General features: G+C 51.7%; 17 protein-coding genes. 2 read left to right on the top strand and 15 right to left on the bottom strand.

Going from position 1 to position 17649, the window contains the following annotated elements; all coding sequences use genetic code 11:
• Positions 1 to 60: 60 nt before the first annotated feature.
• The 7 genes from PBOR_RS06860 to PBOR_RS06830 form a co-directional block, all read right to left on the bottom strand.
• Complete coding sequence (locus tag PBOR_RS06860) at positions 61 to 930, bottom strand: hypothetical protein (RefSeq protein WP_157763990.1); 870 nt, start codon at positions 928 to 930, stop codon at positions 61 to 63.
• Between the two features lie 11 nt (positions 931 to 941).
• A complete protein-coding gene (locus tag PBOR_RS06855; protein ID WP_218918885.1) occupies positions 942 to 2006 on the bottom strand; it encodes a hypothetical protein in 1065 nt (354 codons plus the stop codon).
• The gene (locus PBOR_RS06850) at positions 2003 to 3574 is read right to left on the bottom strand and encodes a P-loop NTPase family protein (protein ID WP_042211035.1); all 1572 of its coding nucleotides are present in this window, start codon (positions 3572 to 3574) and stop codon (positions 2003 to 2005) included. Before PBOR_RS06850 ends, PBOR_RS06855 begins: the two co-directional genes overlap by 4 nt.
• On the bottom strand, positions 3571 to 4635 hold the full coding sequence (locus PBOR_RS06845) for a CpaE/TadZ family protein (protein ID WP_042211034.1): 1065 nt from the start codon (positions 4633 to 4635) through the stop codon (positions 3571 to 3573). Before PBOR_RS06845 ends, PBOR_RS06850 begins: the two co-directional genes overlap by 4 nt.
• A 31-nt stretch (positions 4636 to 4666) precedes the next feature.
• A complete protein-coding gene (locus PBOR_RS06840; RefSeq protein WP_042211033.1) occupies positions 4667 to 5446 on the bottom strand; it encodes a hypothetical protein in 780 nt (259 codons plus the stop codon).
• A gap of 260 nt (positions 5447 to 5706) precedes the next feature.
• Complete coding sequence (purU, locus tag PBOR_RS06835; protein WP_042211032.1) at positions 5707 to 6603, bottom strand: formyltetrahydrofolate deformylase; 897 nt, start codon at positions 6601 to 6603, stop codon at positions 5707 to 5709.
• 46 nt (positions 6604 to 6649) lie between these two features.
• Positions 6650 to 7777, bottom strand: coding sequence for a deoxyribonuclease IV (locus PBOR_RS06830; protein ID WP_042211031.1), 1128 nt, complete (start codon positions 7775 to 7777; stop codon positions 6650 to 6652).
• A 171-nt stretch (positions 7778 to 7948) separates the two neighbouring features.
• On the opposite strand from PBOR_RS06830, the gene PBOR_RS06825 reads away from it, so the two are divergent.
• Positions 7949 to 8413, top strand: a complete 465-nt coding sequence (locus tag PBOR_RS06825) for a DUF2621 domain-containing protein (RefSeq protein WP_042211030.1) — start codon at positions 7949 to 7951, stop codon at positions 8411 to 8413.
• A gap of 50 nt (positions 8414 to 8463) precedes the next feature.
• Complete coding sequence (locus tag PBOR_RS06820; RefSeq protein ID WP_042211029.1) at positions 8464 to 9366, top strand: TIGR01777 family oxidoreductase; 903 nt, start codon at positions 8464 to 8466, stop codon at positions 9364 to 9366.
• A gap of 49 nt (positions 9367 to 9415) precedes the next feature.
• Here the strand turns inward: PBOR_RS06820 and PBOR_RS06815 are convergent, their stop codons facing one another.
• From PBOR_RS06815 to PBOR_RS06780, 8 genes are all read right to left on the bottom strand, one after another.
• Complete coding sequence (locus PBOR_RS06815) at positions 9416 to 11116, bottom strand: DUF6382 and FHA domain-containing protein (RefSeq protein WP_042211028.1); 1701 nt, start codon at positions 11114 to 11116, stop codon at positions 9416 to 9418.
• Between the two features lie 41 nt (positions 11117 to 11157).
• Positions 11158 to 11670, bottom strand: coding sequence for an A24 family peptidase (locus tag PBOR_RS06810; RefSeq protein WP_042211027.1), 513 nt, complete (start codon positions 11668 to 11670; stop codon positions 11158 to 11160).
• Positions 11671 to 11697: 27 nt separating this feature from the next.
• Complete coding sequence (locus tag PBOR_RS06805) at positions 11698 to 12684, bottom strand: TadE/TadG family type IV pilus assembly protein (protein WP_042211026.1); 987 nt, start codon at positions 12682 to 12684, stop codon at positions 11698 to 11700.
• A gap of 15 nt (positions 12685 to 12699) precedes the next feature.
• Positions 12700 to 14859, bottom strand: a complete 2160-nt coding sequence (locus PBOR_RS06800; RefSeq protein ID WP_052429362.1) for a hypothetical protein — start codon at positions 14857 to 14859, stop codon at positions 12700 to 12702.
• 265 nt (positions 14860 to 15124) lie between these two features.
• Positions 15125 to 15796 (bottom strand): TadE/TadG family type IV pilus assembly protein, encoded by a 672-nt coding sequence (locus PBOR_RS06795; RefSeq protein ID WP_042211024.1) that lies wholly within the window; start codon positions 15794 to 15796, stop codon positions 15125 to 15127.
• Positions 15793 to 15981 (bottom strand): Flp1 family type IVb pilin, encoded by a 189-nt coding sequence (locus PBOR_RS06790; RefSeq protein ID WP_042211023.1) that lies wholly within the window; start codon positions 15979 to 15981, stop codon positions 15793 to 15795. The genes PBOR_RS06795 and PBOR_RS06790 overlap by 4 nt, the downstream gene beginning before the upstream one ends.
• Positions 15982 to 15993: 12 nt before the next feature.
• The gene (locus tag PBOR_RS06785) at positions 15994 to 16866 is read right to left on the bottom strand and encodes a type II secretion system F family protein (protein ID WP_042211022.1); all 873 of its coding nucleotides are present in this window, start codon (positions 16864 to 16866) and stop codon (positions 15994 to 15996) included.
• 19 nt (positions 16867 to 16885) lie between these two features.
• Complete coding sequence (locus tag PBOR_RS06780; RefSeq protein ID WP_042219037.1) at positions 16886 to 17629, bottom strand: type II secretion system F family protein; 744 nt, start codon at positions 17627 to 17629, stop codon at positions 16886 to 16888.
• Positions 17630 to 17649: the final 20 nt, after the last annotated feature.

Genomic DNA, 17649 nt, shown 5'->3' with positions numbered 1-17649 from the left:
GTTAATATCCCCCTTTTTATTTTATATTTTTAAGTGCTGTTTGAATATACAAAAATTCACTTACTGAAACATCCCCACACCGCTAAAATTGCCCTTAATCAGCATAATGTACTGCATAGCCAGACATACAATCATCAGGAAGGTCGCGATGGACGGAATTACATTAATGATGGTGGAAATATCACCGATAAAGGACCACTTTTTCAGATATTGGTCGCTCGATATTTTGGTGATAATTTTGCCCTGCTCCCGCAGATAATTCGCCGCTTCCGTGTTATCATCCATGCCCTCCGTCGCCAGCAGTATTGAACGGATATCATTAATAAAAGCGTGGTTCTCCGGAAATTTGCCGCAAAACCATTCAATCGCCCGCTCGGTTCCCTCATCCACCGCCCTTTCCGAGAGCTCATATAGATCCTGGCGGATGTAATTGAAATGGCTGGCTGTCCCTGCACAAAAAGCTCCAAACTCCACATATCCCCGCTTACGCAGCCGGTTGTTCTCATAGAGACGGATGAAGGAAATCAGCTCCCCGTCTTTTTGAATAAGCGTCTTCTGATGCAGCCAGACCAGCAGCCAGCCAAGCGGCAGAACCCGCTGCGGACTGGTAACAAGCAGAATAAGCGCAGCAATAAGCGGATCATAAATAGACAAAGGCTCTGAACGTACGAAGTCACCGACCATCTGAACCAGCAGATAAATCAGAGCCGCCGAGTACCGGAACAGTGTGATTTTGGCTGCTGATATGGACAGACCGCTCTGATTCAGCAAGTGCTGCAGCCGTTCATTTTGCACTTTTTCCCCGAAGGCCTTCCACTTCACGCCGAGCCGGAGCACATAACGTTCCTGACGGCTGCTGCTGCTGACAAAAACCAGTATGGCGAGATACACAATACCTGTTACAGCTATCAAAAGTAGTAATCTATCCATTATTCATCACCTTAGTGGTAGTCCAGCTTGGGTCTGGCGAGGATGGTACTGATCATGAACGAGATGAACATCCCCGTGATGATGACCATCATAAATGTAAGACCAACGGTAGTCTCAAACTGCAATTTGAAATAAACATCAGGCTTCAGCATGTACATGAATGTTCCAACCGAAGAAACCAGCACAACCAGATTTCCGTACAGCCCCAGGCTGATCGCATCCCTGCTGCTTGCTTTGACCGTCAGAATGGTTTCTCTTTGCTGTTCCATTGAGCGGTTAAGCATCATGAGCGAGCTTTTGAGATAACGTGTGCCTTCCTTCTCGCAATAGAGCAGATCGGAGACGAATTCTACGGCAAAGGTCGTTCCGATCGCTCCGGCAAAACGTCCCGCTTCCTCATTCAGCTCCCGTTCGTTACTGTAATTGGCAAACGCCGCTCCAAGCAGCTTCAAGGGGGTCTTCAGCACATTATCACCGGCCAGCAAATCACTGGTCCTCGACAGGATGGAATCCGCAGATAAATGAGTGAACTTGGTGGCGATTTTGATCACATCGAGCAGATCGTAGCTCCCGCGCACTTTCCTCTGTGCATAGGTATACCTCATCCGTAAGTATGGAATGCTTGCCGAGAGAACAGCCAGAAACAGCGGGAGCCGCCAAGCATCCTGTGCAGGTGTACCGTCATTTAATACAATTCCCTCCAGAAAAGGATTGTTGAAGCTCATATGTCCCGGCAGCTCCCGCAGAGTCAGCAGACCCGATAGAAAAACCCCGGTGAACAGCATGCCAGAACGGGTGACAAAACGCATAACACTGATTCCCGGCTCATACCTCCTATGGCCAAAATACAGTAAGTCATCCAGATGACGGTACAGCCACATTCTTCTGTTAATCATGCTGACTTTTTTGCCGAACAGACTCATCCTCAGGTTCATCCGGAAATCCATCTTTTGCCCCCACTGCGATAAATGCCGCTCAATAAGCGGCTTCACCAATAGCCACATTCCGCCCGCGACCAGTAAATGAAAGACAAACTGGATGATATAGTACAGCAGCGCCACAGGCTCCCCCCTCATTCGTTCAAAACAATCTTAGATTTCAAGCTTTCCTTCAGCGGGTCCACCATCGGTTTCTGGGCGGCGAGATGTCCAAGCTCCTGCTGCATAAGCCGCGTAGCCCGCGCATTCTTCTTCTTCATCTTCAGCATCAGCCCCGGCGTCAGCTTGTCATTATAGCTCCAGGCCGACTGCTCCTGTTCCCAGCGCATCAGATCATTAGCGAATACCGAGTTACTGGCTTCCTCATAAAAAACCTCGGAAATCCGTGCGAGCCGCTTCTTCCCATCGGGCACACTTTCCAGAATAAATACCAGCTCACAGGATTTCAGCGCTGAAATTAAGTGCCCCTTCAGGCTGCCGCCAATCCGAGTAGATACGGCAAAAGCACCCTGGTATGGGATATCCTCCGAATCCACGGTATGAAAGGTTCCGGTGATGCCGTCATAGCCCTTCTCGCCGCTCCACAAATAGAATTCCCATTCGTTATAACGCATTTCGGTCATATAGAGAATGTTCGGATCATGCCGCAGCGATTCCACGCCGACCTCCATCAGTTCCTCATTGGATGCCTGGATCGGAATGATCCGGTGGCCTTTGATCTGATACGGCAGAATCGACTCCGGATGCTTCTCAATCATCACCACTCCCATGCAGGAAGAGGAACCGAGCAGCTGTTCACCGACAATTGTATTGGCAAAAGTGGTTTTGCCCGAGCCTACAGCACCTGCGATAATCGTATTACGGAATGTACCCGTAAGCGCACGGATCAGTTCAACCGCTTCTGCAGGAATACATTCCGTGCCGGCCTGATCATCCAGATCCAGGAACTCGACGACCTGACGGCGCAGCGATATGGTGGTGAAGCCTTCCCAGACACGCGGCGACACCCAGATGGCTAAACGGATGAACCGGCCAGGCCACAGCGGGTCGTCCATTTTGAACTCTACCGATGGATTATCCTTGTTCAGCTTTTTGTTGGGATCGCTCTTCAGGAGAGAACGCTTGAGCTGCTCTACCCGGTCCAGCGAAGGCATCTCATACGGATAAGCTACAAACCTGCCCTGGTGGTTATAAAAAATTTGCCGTCCGATCATCTGCAGCCCGGTCGATTCACTATAAGCCCGGTCCGTGAACCAGCGGTAAGCGGGTCCGAACCCTTTCCATTCATGAAACAGTGCTTCAGCGGCTGTACGGTAAGCTTCCGGCACCTTGCCTGTAAACGGGGTACGGCGCAGATACTTCTCGATCTCGTTCATGAAAAAGCTGACTGCCTGCGGATCACCAATCAACGCCTTGGCATTTAGCTCGAAATAGCTGTCATCCTCACGCTCCAGTCCGGCATTCATTTCGTTTTTCATTTTCTGCAGAAAGCCGAAGAAGTCTTCTTTGCCGGGTTTGCTTGTACGGAGCACGCTCTGCTTCAGAGAGAAGAGCCGCCTGTTCTCAGCAGCCTCCGGCACTCTTAGCAGCACCTGTCCGCTCCCCTCCACTTCCTGCCGCCTTCCATGCTCAGGGTCCAGCGGAGTCCATCTTGAGGGAAGCCGCCCCTGCTTCAGCGGCCACGCTTCATCCAGAGATTCAATCATTGAAATATCCCCTTCTTTCGGACTTCCAGTGCGAGACCCAGCGAGACCAGCAGCGCATGGACCTTGTCGTCGACATGCTGGAGTTCTTTTTTGCCGAGTGGCAGACTCTCCAGGAAAGGCTGGTAATATGGAAGCTCCAGCAGGATCTCGCTGCCAAAACGCAGCGCCAGATTCTTGGAAGAGGTCAGCTCCTCCACATTGCTGCGGTTGATGATCCACTGGAAATCCTGCGGATGCAGATCCATATGCCCGGCCAGCTCCATCAGAGGCTGCAGCCTATACTCATGACGGGGATGCGTTACGATCATCCGCAGCACGGATTTCTGCATGCCTACATACCACGCGGCACTTTCCGGAATGGACCCGAAATCAGCCACCACTACATCTGCACAGTCACTTGCCCTGGCCAGCAAATATTCAATCTCCTCCTCCTGATAGTCCTGAGCACTTAAATAATCGAAGTTGCCCGGCAGATACGAATATCCTTCCTGCTGCACAAACCCGGCGAAATCCTCATCGTGAAGCATTTTGCCGGTAATCCGCGGCCGCAGCCTGTCCAGGCTGACTGTTGTTTTACGGTCATAGCCCGGATCGTACAGATCAAGACCCAGCACAATTACCCGCAGTCCCGAAGCCGCGATCCTCCTGGCGAATAGCTTAGCTGCACTTGTACAGCCAATGCCCGGTCCGGAGCCGAAAAATCCGATCAGATTCCCCCGCTCTGCCTGCTCATCCTCCAGCATGTAGCGAAGCTTATCGATAATTGCTGATGAGGTCGAACGCGGGGGCATGAAGAAAATCCCCAGACTCTCACATTGCATATGAATAGCCTGATAACCCCGCACCCCTTTTTGCAGATATACATACAAAATGTTGGAATCCAGATACCTCCTGCGCAGCTCACCCAGCTCCTGCACCGCCACCTGTTCACTGGTAACCATCAGCAAATGTCCTCCCGCCTGCGCCGGCTCTGGCAGCACACTTTGGGCTATGACTGTAAATCCGGCAAGCTTAATTTCATTAATTGTCAGCTGATCCATACCCAGACTGAATATTTTCAAGCCCGTTCTTCCTCCCTTCTGCTCCACTCTCCTATTCCACTCTTACAATCCACAGCTTCTTGCCCTGTTCCAGATAAGTCCCCAGCAGTTCACCGTCTCTTTTCTTCAGCTTCAGCTCCGGCGTCGCTACTTTCCCGGTCGAAGTGAAGCGGTTATTGTTGTTGCCATTCTCCGAATCGAGCACATCATTGTTATCTTCAGTGCGTACATAATTCACTGTTACTCCGCTGAGAAATACTTTGCTGGCAGGTACTGCCGGCTGACTCTCCTCTTCCGCAGCAGCTTCCGGCCCTGAAACAGCCAAATCTCCGGGAGCACCTGCAGACGCATCTGTAGGGCTATACCCCGTCTGGTTTTTTGAAGGTGAATCTCCTTCTACCAGATAAATATCCACCTTATCTCTGCTGCGGAGAGAGCCGTTAATGGCATAGATCGCCTCTTTGGGTATGGGAAAAATCCCTTCGTCCTGCTGCGGCTCCAGATTGCTCACATCAATCAGCGATTCGGTCAGAATACTGCCATCCGTCAGATTCACATTCGTAATCTTCCGCTCCACCTGCTCAATGCTGCGGATGACACCTGCCGGAATGTCTTTGGTCTGCACGGAATCCAGATAGAGGTCTTCCGTTTTCAGCTCATAATTTTTGGGCAAAAAGCCGCCGCTGCCTACCTTGATCTTGACCACTGTCTGCGAGAGTACATAAGGCTTGAAGTAGAGATCGTAGCCGAGCAGCCCACCGAAGCCGATGGTCAGAATGAGAAAGGCAAAGATATAATTGCGTTTTAATAAATGTCCGCGTTGCGATGACAAGCCTTTTACCCCCTTTGAATGTGAAATCTGCACATAACAAAATACATTTTGGCTTAAGATCCAAAATGCCGGTAAAATGCTTTTTTACCTGTAATGGTGAGAAGTGTATTAGATTATTACTGTGAGGTTGTTTGTATAGCTAGAGGCTGCGGGAGAAGCTCCCGGCTGAAGATGGGTTCCGGTAAAAATCAGGCCGGAAGGATGTCATGAACATCCGCGTTCCGTTTGTTTCCTGACTTTTACCAGAGTGGTTAAAAGAATTAATTAAACACAACCGTCTTATTATGATGCACGAGGATCCTGTCCTCAATATGCCATTTCACCGCACGGGCCAGAACTACCCGTTCAATGGTACGTCCAATGCGCTTAAGCTCGTTCACATCATCGCTGTGGCTGACCCGCTGCACGTCCTGCTCGATAATCGGACCGCCGTCCAGCTCTTCGGTTACATAGTGGGCAGTAGCACCGATGATCTTAACCCCGCGCTGATACGCCTGGGCGTACGGCTTGCCGCCGACGAATGCCGGCAGGAACGAATGGTGGATATTGATAATCCGGTGCCGGTAATGCTCGATGAACGAAGGGGAGATGATCTGCATATACCGGGCCAGAATGATCACATCGATGTCATCACCGATCACCTCAAGCTGACGTTTCTCGGCTGCTTCCTTCGTATCCGCTGTAACCGGGATATGATGGAATGGAATACCGAAAGACTCAACATAAGCCTGCATGTCTGTGTGGTTACTGACCACCAGAGCGATGTCCGCATCCAGATCACCGGCCTGCCACTGCCAGAGCAGCTCTACCAGACAGTGATCCTCTTTGGATACAAAGATCGCCAGACGCTTCTTATGGCTTACATTGAAGATCTGCCAGTTCATCTTGAAGCGCTCGGCAACGCCGCCGAAGATCGTACGCACCTCTTCCAGCCGTTCATCCAGCTTAGGCAGGTCAAACTCCACTCTCATAAAAAACATTCCGCCGTCCGGGTCCATCGTATATTGATCCGACTGCACAATGTTTGCACCGTGCTGGTACAAGAAATGTGACACCGCCGCTACAATCCCCGGCCCGTCAGGACAGGAAATGAGCATACGCGCCCGGTCCGGATATTGCCCGCCTGATGAATGTTCCCTTTTCACATGTAATTCCATAATTCTCCGTCCATCCTCTCATCTGCTTGCGCAATCTGTTGTTTGATTAAGCGTTCACCAGCAGCTGTTTGCCTGCCAGCCAGGCGATCAGCCGGTGATTGACGGCTTCCTCACTAAGCTGAGGGAATAATCCGGCAGCAATTACTTGATCATAGAGACGTTCGAGCGGTTCACGGGGATCGGCTTTTTTGGCTTTGGCGTCATTCTTCAGCAGTTCCCATACATCAAGCACATAGCGGCGGGAATCCAGCTCCTGCTTGGTAAAAAAAGCATGCAGCTCTTCCAGCTCCGACAGGAATTCCGCCCCGAAACGTTCAGCCACATTGCCGCGCAGCAGAGCAATCTCTACTTCATACATCGGACGAAGCTTCTTCGCATCCTTGCCAATCCACGGTGTCTCCAGAATGAACGGCAGACCTGCCAGTGCTTCATGGTGTACGACATTATTGATCGTCTCAAAACCAATATAACCTGAGCCGATTGGAGTATGGCGGTCTTTGCCCGCTCCGCGCGGGTTCTTGCTGTCATTAATGTGGATAACGCCTAGACGTCCCAGGCCGATAGTGTCGTCAAATTTCTTCAGTACACCATCCAGATCGCCCACGATATCGTATCCGGCATCATGAATATGACAAGTGTCGAGACAAATGGACAAGCGCTCATTATGTACGACCTTATCGATAATGGAAGCAATCTCCTCGAAGCTGCGCCCGACCTCTGTTCCCTTGCCGGCCATCGTTTCCAGGGCAATATGCACTTCCGTCTCGTTCGTACCGCCAAGGACCTCATTTAGTCCGTCTGCAATACGCTGAATGCCATATTCGGCATCCTTATCGGTAAATGCACCCGGATGCAGGACAATATGCTTAACGTCAAGCGCATGGGTACGGCGGATCTCCTCCTGCAGGAAATCAACTGCCAGCTGGTAGGTGCTTTCTTTGTAGGAGCCCAGGTTAATAATATAAGGAGCGTGAACCACGATCTCCTCGACACCATTCTGCGCCATAGCCAGCTTCCCTTCCTCAGGGAACATCGATTCAATCGGCTTACGGCGCGTATTTTGCGGCGCTCCCGTATATATCATAAACGAGGTGGATCCGTACTCATTTGCTTCATTGGCCGCGCTCAGAAGACCCTTGTCCGCGCAGGACACATGTGAACCTATTTTCAGCATGCCTATTTCCCTCTTTCCTTCACGAATTAACCCTTATTCTACCGTGATCGGGAAAATAAATCTAGGCAAGCCCCAGAAGGCCGCTTCCGCTTCGCAAAACTTTACAAATACGCTATACTCTAGATAAGTAAATGGAAAGTGACAATCATCATTGTCAAAGGCGGTGTATCCATGCATTTTCATTCACCCTCAAGCTTATTATCTGTAGCTCCGAGCAACTGGTTTATGAATTCCATCGCATTTTGGACCTTTTTACTGCTGGGCTGTATGTGCATCGGCGGCTATTTTATGTTCCGCAAATTTCTGAAGGTGCTGCCCAAGGCTGACGGCAAATCCAAGCTAGACTGGCAGAATTACTGGGTAGAACGCAGCCGTCCGCTCTGGAGCGACGAGATGAAGGCTTTTCTGGACCAGCTGGTACAGCCGGTACCGGGCCCTTTCCGCGACATTGCCAAACATTCGATTGCTGCCGAGATCGGCAGAATTGCCGTGGAGAGCAATGCTTCAGAGGTAACCCGTGAGCACTGCATTAAAGGATACATTGTGGCCACACCACGGCGCGACAACCGTTTCCTGGTCACCTTCCTGGAAAAGAACGGCATCGACTACACACCTTACAAGCATCTGGTCAAATAAACAGTAACAAGTAACTTCATCACCGGGCGTCCAGAATAGGAGTTATCCCTATGAAATATATCATTTGCGGAGGCAGTGGCTTCATTGGCAGCGAGCTGACCGAATACTGGCTGCAAAGCGGACATCAGCTTATCAGTGTCGGCCGCAAGCTTCCGGAGAATCCATTGTCTCATCCGGGTCTAAGCTATCTTACCTGGGACAGCCTCGAATCAAACCCTGAAGCTGCCGAGGGCGCGGATGCATTGATCAATCTTGCCGGTGCTTCACTCAGCCAGCGCTGGACACCTGACGGCAAGCAGGCAATTATGAAATCCCGGCTTGAAACCGTTGCCGCGGCAGGTAATCTGCTGAACTCACTGCAGCATAAGCCTCAGGTGGTCGTCCAGTCCTCTGCTGTCGCCATTTACGGCACTTCACTGCAGGATACCTATAATGAATCCTCACCAACCCGTGTCGTGGACTTCCCTTCAGAAGTCGTCAAGAACTGGGAAGAAGCTGCCGATGAAGCATATTCCGGCTTACGGCTGGTCAAACTGCGCACAGGCGTTGTCCTGGGCAATGAGAGCGGCGCTTTTCCCAAAATGAAGCTGCCTTACTCCCTTGGCTTCGGCGGCAGAATCGGCAGCGGCAAGCAGTGGCTGTCCTGGATTCACCTGACGGATATCATCCGGCTAATTGAATTCTGCATTCTTCATCCCGGGATAGAGGGTCCTGTCAATGCCACTGCACCGCAGCCGGTAACGAATGAACAGTTCGGAAGAATGATCGGCAAAGTCTACCGTCGTCCGCATTGGTTCCCCATTCCGGCATTTCTGCTGAAGACCGCTGTAGGCGAGCTGTCGGAAATTCTGCTTGAGGGACAACGCGTGCTTCCCTCCAAAGCTGTTAATAACGGCTTCACGTTCACCTATCCAACCCTGCAGCCCGCGCTTGAACAGCTGAAATCCCAATAGGCTGACTGATGTTGTCACACAACTTCTTCGGAGACCCGGCCAGTCTTAGTCAGGCTGTACGAAACGTATAGCAGCCCTTAACAATTGTAAACATAGTTCCTTCAGTCAACGGATACTCTTTATATGGAACCATAACCTCACCAGCAAGCAGTGTACCGTTTCTGGAGTCCAGATCCTTGAGGATATACCCGCCGGAGCTTCTGGATATTTCAGCGTGTACCCGCGACGCCCCTTCAGATTTCTCTACATACTGGGCCACCTCAGAAGAGCGGCCAATAATGAAGCTGGGGCGGTTTAGTTCAATTCTTTCAGGAGTTCCGCCGTCATCCGGATCACGCCTCTCCAGATAAGGTACTGCCCGCCCGGTTAATGGGGGCGCGCTCCCATTAACCTGTTCCGGTTCCCGTATAAGCAGCGCTGTGGCTGCAAGCGGTTCTTTCACCTGAAACCGGCCCTCGGCAATCCCCGGGTTTGTACCTTGTCTGCCTGCCGTTGCCCCCCTTGGATAAGGGGCTTCAGCAGATAATTCTTGTTCTGAACGCAGGGGGGCTGGAATAGAGGGCCGGAGAGAAACTACCGGATTTCTGCCAAAATCCCATTCCAGCTCATTTCTCAGCTTCCGGCTTGCCCCCTTCTTGTTCTCCTCCCCCTCCTCCGGAAATTCCTCTTCTTCCTCAGATCCGCCCCGGGCAATCCTTCCGCTCCACACCATCCAGCATATCGCTGCCAGCCCCAGAGTTGCTGCTGCACAGACAGTGAGCCAAAGCATGCTGGGATTATTTAAATAGAGGAACTTCCATAACACCGCATCGCACAGCACTGCACCAAGTACAATATACGTTCTGTATGATGACGCTCTGTCCTCAGCTTGGAGGGCTTGTTCAGCTATATCAGGCACCGGTTGTTCTCCGGTTGCCCCTCCCTCCTTCCGCTTAAGCCGCGGTGTACCGCCTCTCCACGGAACCTGATCCGGGGTCTGTCCAGGAGCAGGAGACACTGTATCCTTATCCCCCTGATCCCAAACGAAGGCAGATCTCCCCGGGATAGCCGTCTTCGGCTCTTCCAGAATACGGGGCAGGGGCTGTTCCATTCTGTCTGCTGACGGAGCAGCCGCCCCAGCCAGCTTACCTTGTGGAGCCAGCTCCATGGCTTCAGGATGAACCCTGTGATTTTCTGCCCCAGTCAGCAATTCTGCCAATAGTTCCTTGAGCCCCGCAGGAGTGAAAGCCTCCTCCCCGCAGTATTGCATCAGCCTCTGCATTCCATCGCCGGACAACTCATGGATGGCAGCCATAAAAGTCATGATCAGCGATCTCAATGACTCCCCCGGACGTGCAGCTGCTTCTGTGTACTCCAGTGGAAGGTACGTCAGGAACACTTTTCCACTGCTTAGCGGACCCTCAATGAAGATGTAGTCTTCATGCAATACGTATTGCTCTGCACGCAGCATATACAGGCGCCCTTCCTCCATTCCTACAGCGATCTGCAGCAGCAATCCGAAGAATTCCAGCATACTTAGCCTTTCACTTTTGAGCAGAGTCCCTAGCATTTTTCGTCTTGCTACGGTATATTCCAGCGTCACCTGCAGGTCTATCTCTCTAAGCAGCAGCCGCAAATGATGCGGAATACCGGTGTTCATCAGCATGCGGGCCTGTACCATGTTAAGCTCCCCCGCCGCCAATCCCTCAGGCTTACCAAGCAGCATCGTTATCCCGTCCTGCTGCACGAAATCACGTTCCAGTCCAAACAAGTTACCTTCACCTCCAGAGCTGTAAAACTACAAACCTCAAGTCAGAAATAATAATACGCACAGATAAATCCCGGGAAAACAGCCAGCATAAAGGGAAACCTGAGCAGATCACCCCCCGGCCCTTTATGGAGCATATCCGCATTACGGAGCAGCAGAAATCCCGCTGTTCTGCTTATCAAACCGCGCACCCTCCGGCCTGCTTCCCCTCTGAAAAGAATAATAATCCAGCCGACAACCGCTCCTAGCAGCACGGAATACACAATTACCTGCAGTGAGAACAATACACCAGTCCAGGCACCAATTCCGGCAAAAAGTTTAACATCTCCGGCACCCACCGCCCCGATGAAATACATGATCAGCAGCAGCAGAAACCCTGCCCCCGCACCGCACAGGGATAATAGCAGTCCATGCCAGCCACTCATGATCATCTGCAGAGTAATTCCCGCAATCAGTGCCGGTAATGTGATCCAGTTAGGAATTCTCATCCAGCGGATATCCGTGAACAATGCTGCTGTCAGGAACGGCAGACAACCCCAAAAAGCCCATTCTGTCATCCGCACTCCCCTTCCCGTAAACTTCAGTCATTTCACAACTGTAAAACTAGCCTCCAAGCTGGTGCCGTCAGCCAGACAGATCACGAAAGGCCAGGTGCCCGGCGTAGTATTTACGCCTATCTTCCATTCCCATTCGATATATCCGTTCTCATCCGCCTGCTTCCAGCCCAGATATTTGGCCGTGCTCTGACCGCTTTTGTAAAAAATGGATAGGTTCGCCGAAGCACCGGGAGGCACCTTGACCTTTATCCTGCCCTGATGATTCGCCACGCCCGGATTAGGCTTCTCCAAGATGATTATGGTGCCGGTTTCTTCATCAGGTCCGGCAGCATTGCCTTCTCCGGATACATCTGTGTTGCCGATCCACAAGCGTTCGACTGCACTGGCCTCAAGTACAATCTTTTGGTTCAAGAACGGGACCTTCATCGGCAAATCATAGCTTACTACCAGTCCGAAGTAGGGATGCGTTCCTTTATTCAGATCAGGGACGGTAACATTGGACACATGAATCCGGCTGTATTCAAGCCAGTCCGAGGAAATATACGGCTTCAGCATAGGCTTAAGTCCTGCATCCAGTACGGTCTCGGAAGCCCCGGCCTGCAGCTTCTGCAGCGGCCCTTCTCCCTTCCGGATTGCAGCGCTGACCCATGATTCCATAGGTTCCGGAAGCTCCTTTACATAACTCTCGCTCCATTCGGTAAGCGACAGCCGCGGAATACTCCACACACTGGAGGAGGCAGAGCCAGCAGAGCTGTTTTGACCCGCACCATCATCTCCCTCATTACCTGCATCATCCCATTGCTCTGCAGCCAAAGCTGCAGGATACATATGCGTCGAGACGATTTTAACCGTATCGGAAACCGTGCTCTGCAGCGCCGTGGAATAGAGTGTCATTTGCACAATGAAGATCAGGAATAGAACAAATAACAGAAACACGGGCAGAACCAGCGCCGCTTCTACAACCATGCTGCCTTCATCACGCGGGCCCGGCGATTTCCGCAGACAGAGTTTCATCCGCCCAATCCTCCTTCAGTAAGAAAAGTCGGCCCCTACTTTCCTGAAATAGTTCTTGCCCCGGACATCACCCGGGAGCCCTGCACTATAATCCACCAGCTTGACCACTCCAGGGAGAAACCACAGCGGCAGGCCCATTGTGAGTTCCGCTGAGGCATACGTGAACTTACCTGCCGGATCAGTGCCGGTATTCAGGCGGATAAGTGCAAGCATCCGGGCCAATTGTTCTTCTCCTCCTCCATGAAGCAGAAGGAACAGCCGCAAATGATCACGATACGTAAGCTTCGCGGTCATATATTTGGAAAGGGGTATCTCCCCGTTCCTGCAGAGCAGAAGCATGTCCTGAACAGCCTGTTCTACTCCATACAAAAGTGCAGCAGCCAGGACTGCCAGCGGATTGCCCAGACCGGCTTTCTCTATCATCCCCTCCATGGTCCGTACGGCAAGCCGCAGGGCAAATATCTCCCCGTATGCCGCCGCTACATTCCCTGCAGGATTATAGAAGCCATACAGAATATACTCCAGCTCCTGAGCCTGAGGATCAAGTTGTTCCCCAAGCTGTTCTCCGAATCCTTCAGCAGAACCGGAAGCCAGCGGAGTCAGCGCGGATAGATCAAAATGACGGAAATACATTGCTGAATATTCTGTTTGATACAATCTATCCCTGGCCCCTTCCATAACACTGCTCATCGCTGTATACAAGCTGTCCATATTCTTCATCGATGACTTTCCGGCAGTATATTGATCGGCGCTATTCCCGGTAACTGCTGCTTCCTGCTCAATACCCTCATTGAAGGAGACATTCTCCTCGTAGTATTGGCGCAGACTACGGTACTGCTCCATGGCTTCTCCCGCACTTTCACCCAGACTGCGGATCTGATCAAGCAGATTCATGGCCTCCCCAAGCTTGATTTTGGCCTGTTGCTCCGTTTGTCTGCGCTGACTGTCCGAGGTCCGGCGGGCGTCAATCTGCGTAGCCTCAGCTGTAATGATGGACCCATACTCGCCATAATTCTGCATATAACCGTTAACAATCCCTGAAGCATTCAGAACACCTGAAACCATACTTGAATACTCTGCAGATGATTCCGATAATGCGCTCAATATGGCTGGCAATCCGGATACTGCAGGCTCCAGGGCCATTGCAGCCCGTTCCTGTCCCTCTAAATTACTGTCCATAGTAATGAACTCGGATGATGTGAGAATAAGGCTTGCTGCTTGTTCCCTCAGCTTCATGAGAGGTTCTGAATTCATTTCTTCCGCACTCCCCGGGATATCCCAGTTCCGCGCAGGATCATTCCCGGCAGTATCTGCGGCGGCAATTGACTGATCGAGCATGCTTTTCATCTGCCGGTTTAAATCCTCGGCCTTCGTAAGTGCTGCTCTGGCCTCCTGTAAGAGGGAGTTATTATCTGTCTGAACCTCGGCCAGAACACCAGGTATCCGGCTTATCAAATCAGATTGCTGATTTCTATACTGCGATAGAACAGCTGAGTACTTCGGCGGTTTTTTAGTATCACGGAATAAGTCCTCGTAATACTTGGCGAAATAATCGTTATACATTGCCGGGATATCCGCAGCAGAAGCAATGGAGCCCAGCCCAGTTGGATATATATTATCCGCAGGCGGATTCATCAGAAGCTTCTGCAGTTTCACTGCGCTGCCAGCCGCTGCCCTTCTCTTCTGCAGCATAAGTTCCAATGCTTCCTCCCGCTGCTCGTATAAGGGCTGCAGGTCTGCCAGTATCTGCGTGCTCTGTGACGCCTCCGTCATTGCCGCAGACAGTGGTTTAAGCTTTCCTGCCAGCTCCAGTGCGAAATCAACAGGCGCTTTATACTTCATTTCTTCGATAATCTGCCGCCGGAAGATGTCATAGCTGCCCAGCGGGCGGCTCCAGTCCAGCGAAGAGGAATCTACCATTACCGGCAGCAGATTAAAAGCATCTGCCCGTCCACTCTCATACAGATTATCGTTCAGCATCTTAGATAGCAGCTGGTTACCATCGCTTCCGCCGAAGGCGAACAGACCGTATCTATCCCGCAACGTAATATCATAAGATGACATCACCGAGCGGACCCCGGCTCTTGCCAAACGTTCCTCCTGCACATTTACAGCCGCAATCCGAGCGTAATCTATAAGCACAGTGGTGAACAGAAATACGAAAGCCAGTACCATGATCAGAAAAATAGAAACAGATCCTTCATTTTTATGCAGACATCTGAAAATGCACCTCACTAAACCTCCGCATGTATTACTATCACTACTCCTGTTGTTACTCCTGTTGCTACTTCTGTTACTAGTTCCGCACCGCCATTCATTATCCAAACACCGGCTCCGCCCGGGAAGCTTGCAGAAGAATTTGCTGCCCTTGGAATGTATCATTCGATCACCTCCCTCCGGCCCCATCCCCTGAACCGGTCTCCGCTGATTAATTGGCAGCTTAATGCAGTGTGTCCAGCACGATGGCTGCATTCTTCTTCTCCATGCCAGTGCCCTCCTTGCTGCCGGATGAAGTATCTTTGAACTTGGACCCGTAATAACGCATGAGGTCCACAGTTCTAATAAACTCAACAGGCTCAGTAACATAAGAACGGGCAGACACCTCGGGAACAGCCCCATCAGCCAGCAGTTCATCCAGGACAGGCAAACGCAGCATCTTCTTTAACTTCGCACTGATCTTGCGGCTTGTGAGCCCGTAAGTGTAGCTCATTTCTCCCGTCAGATTTGCCGGGACAATCTGCGAAGCGTGCCACAGCTTCACTAATGGCAATTGGCCCCCGGCTTCATCCCCTGCCTCTCCAGGCAGTTCAATTGCCGTACTGCCATTCTGCGCACCCGTTCCGAACAAGGACCCCAATAATCCATCCTCGCTAATCCTCCAGTACAGCGGATCATAATTACCTGCTGCGAATTCCCCATCCACTGCCCTGTTGCTATTCTCCCAATTGTAGGCTGCACGTTCGGCTGCAGCTGAGCCCACCTGCAGCAGCATCGACTTCTGATAGCTGTACAGGGAGAAGAACAGCAGCAGCATCGTGATGCACATAATGACCGGCAGCAGCAGCGAGGCTTCGATTGTGAAGCTTCCTTCATCTTGCTGCAGGGGGATCACTCAAAGACTTCCTGACTCTTATCCCCGGCAGTACTAATCAAGTCTTTAACTACCTTTACTATCTCTTCACGGAACACTAGTACTACCGCAATCAATACAGCAATAATCAGTATCATCTCGAGCGTTCCCAGTCCATCCTCATCCTTCCAAAAGTTCCTCGCACCTTCTGCAATCAGCGTCATCATAACTTCTACCTCCTACATTTTTAACATCATCAGCGCCGGTGTTCCCACCAGCACAATCACAATTAAGAAGATAACCACCATCGGGAAGACCAGCTTCGAGGAAGCCTGTTCCCCGTGCGTCCGGCTGATGGCCTTCCGTTTCTCCCAGAGCATCCGCGACAGATCACGCAGCGACAGGACAAAGTCAGCTCCGCCTCTGCGGTAATTAAGCAATACTGCAGTCGTGAAGATGGAAACTTCCTGCACCGCGCAACGCTTGCTGAAGTTCTCAAACGCCTGCTGGAACGAATAGCCGCCTTCCCAATCCGCTGTCATCTTCAGCAGTTCAGCATACAGCGGATGGGCGCTGTCTCCCAGGCGGCCGTTGACACAGCGGAGGATTGCCCTCTGTACCGTCTCGCCGGCACCAACAAGCAAGACTAGGCTATTCAGCAGCTCCGGCAGCTCAAGCAGGATCCGCTGCTCCCGCAGCCGTACCTTCTTGTGCAGGTCACTGACCATCGCAGCCGGAAGTACAACGGCCAAGAATCCGCCCACAGTTATCCCCGCATGCTCGCCCGTAAACAAAGTCAGCAAGCTGCCACCTACGATCAACAGCCAGCTGTAGCTAAGCATCTCTCCCATTAAGAGCAAAGTTCTTTCTGCGCTGTAGCGCATGCCGTAGATCCGCTGCAGCGAGCGCTGTATCTTGAACATCACGGCCGGGATAAGGCTAACGACCTTTCCCTTCTCCACAAGCAGCAGGATAGGCTCACCCAGCCACCGCAGCCGAAGCCCTTCCATTGGCAGCTTCCGCAATCCTGCGTAACGGCCGCCACATCTGAAGCGCAGAAATAACCAGCCTGCTGTGAAGAGAAGAGTGATTACAGCGCATACCAGTGACATGTCATTCCGGCCTCCCCCTTCAAAGTGGAATATCCATGATCTTGGAGGTCCAGAGATAACAGAGAAGTAAGGCGATCAGCGCTATTGTGGAGACAGCTATTCCTGCACCCGTATACATAGGCTCCATATAATCCCCCGCTGTTAAGCTCATGAACATGACCATCATCAGCGGAGAGACGAGCAAGGCCTTGGCCTCAAATTTCTTCTGGGCAATACTGACCGCAATATCCTGCTGAATATCCAGCTTCTCTCCAATAATTGTGGAAGTGCGGCGCACGATCTCTACCAGATCCCCTCCCGTCCGCTTGCAGACCATGAACACATCTGCAAAACGTTCCACATCCTCCATGCCTGCTCTTTTGCTGAAATCATACAGCGCTTCTTCCACCGGCTCCCCGTACTCCATACGGGTGCAGATAATATTCAGCTCCGCGATCATGTCACCGCTGCCCTCCGGATCAAGCATCCGCAGATCTATCACCGCCTCTCGAAAAGCATTCTCCACTGACCGTCCGGCAGATAGCGATGAAGAAAGTGAGAACAGCATCTGCTTGAACTGCAGATTAAGCGCTGAACGCCGCCGCTGGAGCAGGTATTTGCGCAGCTGGCGCGGACCGGCAGCACTGCCCGGCACAAGCAGTACAGCCAGGAGCAGCTGGTGATAGAACAGGTAACCAAGGCCGAACAAAAGTACACTCCCCGTCAGAATGACCAGTATTCGTTGCAGAGCGTTCAATTCGTACCGGGTATAATCCGGAAGCACTGCTTGTTCGCCCGCAGCAG

The organism is Paenibacillus borealis (assembly GCF_000758665.1).
Lineage (GTDB): Bacteria > Bacillota > Bacilli > Paenibacillales > Paenibacillaceae > Paenibacillus_AQ > Paenibacillus_AQ borealis.
This window is presented reverse-complemented; position numbering and strand designations above follow the sequence as displayed.

Bases quoted from the DNA above. Each gene is read 5' to 3' on its own strand.
- PBOR_RS06860 (WP_157763990.1), bottom strand. From the start codon at position 930: ATGGATAGATTACTACTTTTGATAGCTGTAACAGGTATTGTGTATCTC.
- PBOR_RS06855 (WP_218918885.1), bottom strand. From the start codon at position 2,006: ATGAGGGGGGAGCCTGTGGCGCTGCTGTACTATATCATCCAGTTTGTC.
- PBOR_RS06850 (WP_042211035.1), bottom strand. From the start codon at position 3,574: ATGATTGAATCTCTGGATGAAGCGTGGCCGCTGAAGCAGGGGCGGCTT.
- purU (WP_042211032.1), bottom strand. From the start codon at position 6,603: ATGGAATTACATGTGAAAAGGGAACATTCATCAGGCGGGCAATATCCG.
- PBOR_RS06830 (WP_042211031.1), bottom strand. From the start codon at position 7,777: ATGCTGAAAATAGGTTCACATGTGTCCTGCGCGGACAAGGGTCTTCTG.
- PBOR_RS06825 (WP_042211030.1), top strand. From the start codon at position 7,949: ATGCATTTTCATTCACCCTCAAGCTTATTATCTGTAGCTCCGAGCAAC.
- PBOR_RS06820 (WP_042211029.1), top strand. From the start codon at position 8,464: ATGAAATATATCATTTGCGGAGGCAGTGGCTTCATTGGCAGCGAGCTG.
- PBOR_RS06810 (WP_042211027.1), bottom strand. From the start codon at position 11,670: ATGACAGAATGGGCTTTTTGGGGTTGTCTGCCGTTCCTGACAGCAGCA.
- PBOR_RS06805 (WP_042211026.1), bottom strand. From the start codon at position 12,684: ATGAAACTCTGTCTGCGGAAATCGCCGGGCCCGCGTGATGAAGGCAGC.
- PBOR_RS06800 (WP_052429362.1), bottom strand. From the start codon at position 14,859: ATGGTACTGGCTTTCGTATTTCTGTTCACCACTGTGCTTATAGATTAC.
- PBOR_RS06790 (WP_042211023.1), bottom strand. From the start codon at position 15,981: ATGATGACGCTGATTGCAGAAGGTGCGAGGAACTTTTGGAAGGATGAG.
- PBOR_RS06785 (WP_042211022.1), bottom strand. From the start codon at position 16,866: ATGTCACTGGTATGCGCTGTAATCACTCTTCTCTTCACAGCAGGCTGG.